Annotated in this window: 1 protein-coding gene; it reads right to left on the reverse strand. The window is 60.7% G+C overall.

The window, feature by feature from the left end:
* Positions 1-27: 27 nt before the first annotated feature.
* Positions 28-341 (reverse strand): integrase core domain-containing protein (locus JHD67_RS21715; RefSeq protein WP_199101203.1); only part of this gene is annotated, 314 nt, incomplete at its 5' end.

Here is a 341-nt window from a genome sequence, read left to right on the forward strand (position 1 = left end):
TGACCTGCGTACGAACTTTGTGTCCAATCAGGCAGTGAGTTCAGCGGGGATGATATCGGGTTGGGACCAGTTTCGCCGGATGGTGGCCGGCGGCTTATAGCCATGCGAGCTGTGCGGTCGCTGCTCGTTGTAAAACCGCCGCCATCGTTCGATGAGCACCCTGGCTTCTGCACGGCTGCGGAACCATTCACGGTTGAGCAATTCGTCGCGCAACTTGCCGTTGAAACTCTCGACGAAGCCGTTCTGCCACGGGCTACCCGGCGCAATGAAGGCGGGTCCGATGGCGGCGTCGCGCAACCAGCGCATCACCTTGGTCGCAGTGAATTCAGCGCCGTTGTCCG

Source organism: Dyella sp. ASV21 (genome assembly GCF_016428975.1).
Lineage (GTDB): Bacteria > Pseudomonadota > Gammaproteobacteria > Xanthomonadales > Rhodanobacteraceae > Dyella.